The organism is Candidatus Cyrtobacter comes (assembly GCF_034470605.1).
Lineage (GTDB): Bacteria > Pseudomonadota > Alphaproteobacteria > Rickettsiales > Midichloriaceae > Cyrtobacter > Cyrtobacter comes.
Map to the genome: position 1 here is coordinate 1 of NZ_JARGYT010000097.1, position 4,455 is coordinate 4,455.

At 34.3% G+C, this 4,455-nt stretch carries 5 protein-coding genes; 4 read left to right on the top strand and 1 reads right to left on the bottom strand.

All coding sequences use genetic code 11. The features are described from left to right. Window positions 1–128: 128 nt before the first annotated feature. The 3 genes from Cyrtocomes_RS05425 (at window position 129) to Cyrtocomes_RS05435 (ending at window position 2,343) form a co-directional block, all read left to right on the top strand. Complete coding sequence (locus tag Cyrtocomes_RS05425) at window positions 129–506, top strand: hypothetical protein (RefSeq protein WP_322498174.1); 378 nt, start codon at window positions 129–131, stop codon at window positions 504–506. Window positions 507–756: 250 nt separating this feature from the next. Then, complete coding sequence (rpsD, locus tag Cyrtocomes_RS05430; RefSeq protein WP_322498175.1) at window positions 757–1,371, top strand: 30S ribosomal protein S4; 615 nt, start codon at window positions 757–759, stop codon at window positions 1,369–1,371. A 21-nt stretch (window positions 1,372–1,392) separates the two neighbouring features. Then, on the top strand, window positions 1,393–2,343 hold the full coding sequence (locus Cyrtocomes_RS05435) for an ACP S-malonyltransferase (protein ID WP_322498176.1): 951 nt from the start codon (window positions 1,393–1,395) through the stop codon (window positions 2,341–2,343). 288 nt (window positions 2,344–2,631) lie between these two features. On the opposite strand, the gene dapB is transcribed toward Cyrtocomes_RS05435, so the two are convergent. After that, window positions 2,632–3,387: a 4-hydroxy-tetrahydrodipicolinate reductase gene (gene dapB, locus Cyrtocomes_RS05440; RefSeq protein WP_322498177.1), complete on the bottom strand. Its 756-nt coding sequence runs from the start codon at window positions 3,385–3,387 to the stop codon at window positions 2,632–2,634. Between the two features lie 280 nt (window positions 3,388–3,667). Between dapB and Cyrtocomes_RS05445 the strand changes: the two genes are divergently transcribed. After that, window positions 3,668–4,339, top strand: a complete 672-nt coding sequence (locus Cyrtocomes_RS05445; protein WP_322498178.1) for a hypothetical protein — start codon at window positions 3,668–3,670, stop codon at window positions 4,337–4,339. Window positions 4,340–4,455: the final 116 nt, after the last annotated feature.

Here is a 4,455-nt window from a genome sequence, read left to right on the forward strand (position 1 = left end):
GAAACAACCTTTTATCCATCTAAATACCATATTTATCGCCTCCAATATAATATTGCATCTTTTCCATTATTTGGCAAAACCTTTGTTAACAGTGCCTAACTGACCATGCTGCTCAGAGCTTGGGTGCGATGAGTGAAGCTACAAGATCTCTATGTACACAGTCGGCCACTTATGCTACCTGGGCAAAAGATAATGCAACATATGGTAATATGGTACTTGTATGTAAGTACCTAACTGACCATGCTGCTCAGAGCTTGAATACGATAAGTGAAACTACAAAATCTCTATGTACACAGTCGGCCACTTATGCTACCTGGGCAAAAGATAATGCAACACATGATAATATGACGCTTTTATATAAGTGGTGTACTGACAATACTATCCAGTGGCTATGGCAAATTAGTAGCGCAACAAAATTTATATATGATGAAATGGTTGATTGTTTTAAAGGGGTTGTTGAGCTGTATATTGCGCCTTATCAATGTATGGACACTGAGGCTTTTTAGAAGAAAATTATATAATCTAGCTATGCCTTTTTATAAAATCGTTACATATGCAGTGCCACATCTCTCTTAAATGGAATAAATAATAAAAAGCAGGGCATAATAACATTAATAGCAATGCTATTCTTGTGTAATTTTTTATCATCATCTGCCTATATTAGACTAGATAATACCAATAATTTATATGACTAATTGACACGTAATTTACTTTATGATTAAATCCCCTGTCCTCTAGTAGTTTTTTTTCTATTAAGTGTCAAAAAGGGTTAATCGTAAATTTAAAATCAGTAGGAGGTTGGGTGAAGCCGTATGGGGTTCTCAAAAGGATCCTGTTGTTTCAAGAAACTCCCCTCCTGGTCAGCATGGTGCCTCAGGTTATAAGAAGCCCACAGATTATGGTATTCAGCTTAGCGCCAAACAAAAACTCAAAAAATACTATGGAGATATAACAGAAAAGCAGTTTAGGAATATATATAAGAACGCTTCTAGAAAGCGTGGAGATACAGCGCAGAACATAATAGGAATGCTTGAATCCCGTCTTGATGCTTTTATATATAGAATGGGTATAGTTAGCACAATATTTGCGGCTCGCCAGTTTGTTAGTCATAAGCACGTTATGGTTAATGGTAGAAAGGTGAACATAGCAAGTTATAGGCTGAGTGTTGGTGATGTTGTCTCTGTTGTAGAAAAGGCAAAATCTTTTGCTATAGTACAGCAAAATGTTGAATCTTCTGGTGCATGTCCTGATTATTTACAATTTGACAAAGATTCGATGAGTGCGACTTATGTTAGGGTCCCGGCTATTTCTGATGTTCCTTATCCTGTTGTTATGCAGCCGAATTTGGTAGTTGAGTTCTATTCAAGATAACATATCTTATCTCAAAGAAGGATGCTTGAGTGTTTTTTGTTATTTCCTGGCCAGGGCTCTCAGTTTGTTGGAATGGGTAAGTTTCTTTTCGATAATTTCTCTGTTTCCAAAGATGTTTTTGCTCGTGTTGATGAGGCGCTGGGCAGAGGGCTCTCTGCTCTCATTTTCAATGGAACTATTGAAGAATTAACTTTAACTGTGAATGCTCAGCCAGCTATAATGGCCATTTCTATTGCGGCATATTGCGCATTATTGCAGGAAGTTGATATAAGGCCACAAGCTTCGGCTGGACATTCTTTAGGTGAATATAGTGCACTTGTTGCTTCCGGTGCTATTAGCTTAGAAGAGGCCGCTGTTCTTTTGGATAAAAGAGGACGAGCTATACAGGCTGCTGTAACTGAAAATGGTGCTATGGCGGCGCTTTTGGGTGTATCTGAGGTTTCTCATGTAGAAGATCTATGTAAGGAGGTTTCTGGTATATGTCAGATTGCTAATGATAATGGCGCTGGTCAATTTGTTATCAGCGGCACTTTCTCATCAATTAAAGAAGCGATCGATATTTCAAAAAATTATGGTGTTAAAAAGGCTATAATGCTAAATGTTAGTGCCCCATTCCATTGTTCGATGATCGAAAGTGCTGCCGATGAGATGTCTTATCATCTTAGGAAAACTAATTTTCTTGAGCCAAATTTTAGGGTAATATCAAATTACGATCTGAGTTCACATCCTGGTGGTGAGCTTACTGCTCTGTTACTGCAAAAGCAAATACCAAACAGAGTTAGATGGAGAGAAACTATGGAGATTTTGCGTTCAGAAAGTGAGAAAAACTTAAATAGGTGTATGTTCTTAGAATTAGGGCCTGGAAACGTACTTAGTAATATAGCAAAGCGTATGGGGTGTTCGGAAGTTGCTAACTTTTCTTCCATGCATGAGTTTTCTGATATAGTAAAAAACATTAACAGCGAAAAATGATGTGAAAATATAGCCATTCTTAATTTTATATTAAAGTTAAAAGTGGTTTGGCATGATGGAAATAAAAATTATTTATAGTTTAAAAATGCAGTAGATCTGCAGAAATTATAGGTCGATATGTGTGTTATAATGTATCTATTACCATAGCTAATAGGAGGTATTAGCTATCACATTCAAATAAAAAAGCCATATATTAGTTTCTAAAAATCAATATATTAGAATGGAGACAATCTCTCTTGACTATTTTATATAAATTTTTGAAATATTTGACATTAAATATAGCGCTACTTAGGCTAAACACGGCAATAGATCCGCCATTCCATATATACCTGGTTTATCTATAGTAGACATAAATAGAGCCGCATCTAATGCTCCAGTTGCATATATAGATCTATCAAAAGCTTCATGTATGAGTGATATTTTTTCAAAAGCGCCATTCATGGTTATCTCATGTTTTCCAATTATAGAACCTGCTCTAATAGAATTGATATGTATTTCATTATCATATCTTCTTTGTTCATTGTACTTAATAGAATCACCGGTAATATTACTAAGCATTTTTGCTATACTTATGGCTGTGCCAGATGGGGAATCCAGTTTTTTTCTATGATGATATTCCAGTATATTGAGATCAAAAGATCCATTTGTTAAAGCTTTAGTAGCAGTTTGTGCTAAGATTGAGAGTATATATATGCCGATCGACATATTAGGTGATAAAAATATCGGAATTTTTTGTGCGTACTGCTCAATTTCTTTTAAATCAGCATCTGAAAAGCCCGTTGTGCCAATGATTATTTTTTTATTATATAATGCAGATGCTTTTATGATTTTTAATGCATATGATGCGGATGTAAAATCGATAGTTATATCTGATTGCTTAACACCTTCATGGATATCGCTTATATAGAGCTCTGACTCTTTCTTAGAGGAAAGCAGTGCTTTGGCTTTGATTAGATTTCTGTATTTGTAATTTTGAGAATCGAGTAGCTTTAGTATAGTCGTACCCATTTTTCCAGAAGCTCCAGTAATTGTAACTTGGATCATAAAGCCTAGCTAAAGTGTAGAATAATCATTTGGTATACCTCATTCTGCAAGCGGTCAAGTAGCGCTTATTTACTAAATTATCATTATTAAAGATTGATGCTAAATTAGATCTAGCATAGATAGCCTGCGCTAAACTAGTAAGTTATTATAGTTTGGTATCATTTATTATTACAAATCAATAAAAATAGACTGAATAAATATATTTCGATTTTACTTAAATATATTGAAATATATGGATTCATATGCTTCTGTTTATACATGATTATTAAATGTAATTCTTATGAAAGATACTGAAAATGATTTAAATATCACTGATCAGCAAGATCAATCAAATAAAAAGGGAATAGTAGATAATGCTAGAGAGAGTCTTGGGCAAATATTTGATATGGTTCAAGCTTTTCTTGGTATAAAAAGTCCTACTATAGATTTCGCAAAGTATATATTGAAGGAATCACTTGCGCAACTTGCTGGAGTTGTTAAAACTATTGCCGATGGATTAACTGATAATGAAAATAAGCTAGATGATCATAAAGAGTTTAGCTCATTATATAAAACATTTAGATTGCTCAAAGGGCTAGCAGAAGGTGTAGAAAAGTTTGAAAAAGATGGTGTGATAAGTGCTATAAAGCATATATATGGAGCAATAAAAGAAATGTTCAGTGTGAAAGATGAAGTTGAGAAAGAAAATAAAGAAGAAAAAATTGGTAAAAAAGTAGAAAACATTTCACCAGAAGAGCAGCTTGAAACTTTAATGGGTCAGATCGCGAATCTTGGAGATTCACTTGAGATGAAAGTAGGTATTAGATTAGAGCCTAAGCATGGCATTGAAAACTTAAAAAACGAAAATGATATTGAAGGGAGCATTTCTAAGTATGATGAATCTCAAGCTACAAAGGAAGCAAACTGGGTAGATAAGATAAGTCCAAAATCCGGTACTGTCATGCATAGATAGCGCCAAATCTCTAAACTGAGGCGTCAAGGTAAGTGTGTAAGTTGTTAAGCTAGAATATAACGTTTAACGATTTATATCTTAAAATAATGAGCAAGAAAGACAATAATAGCAAATAT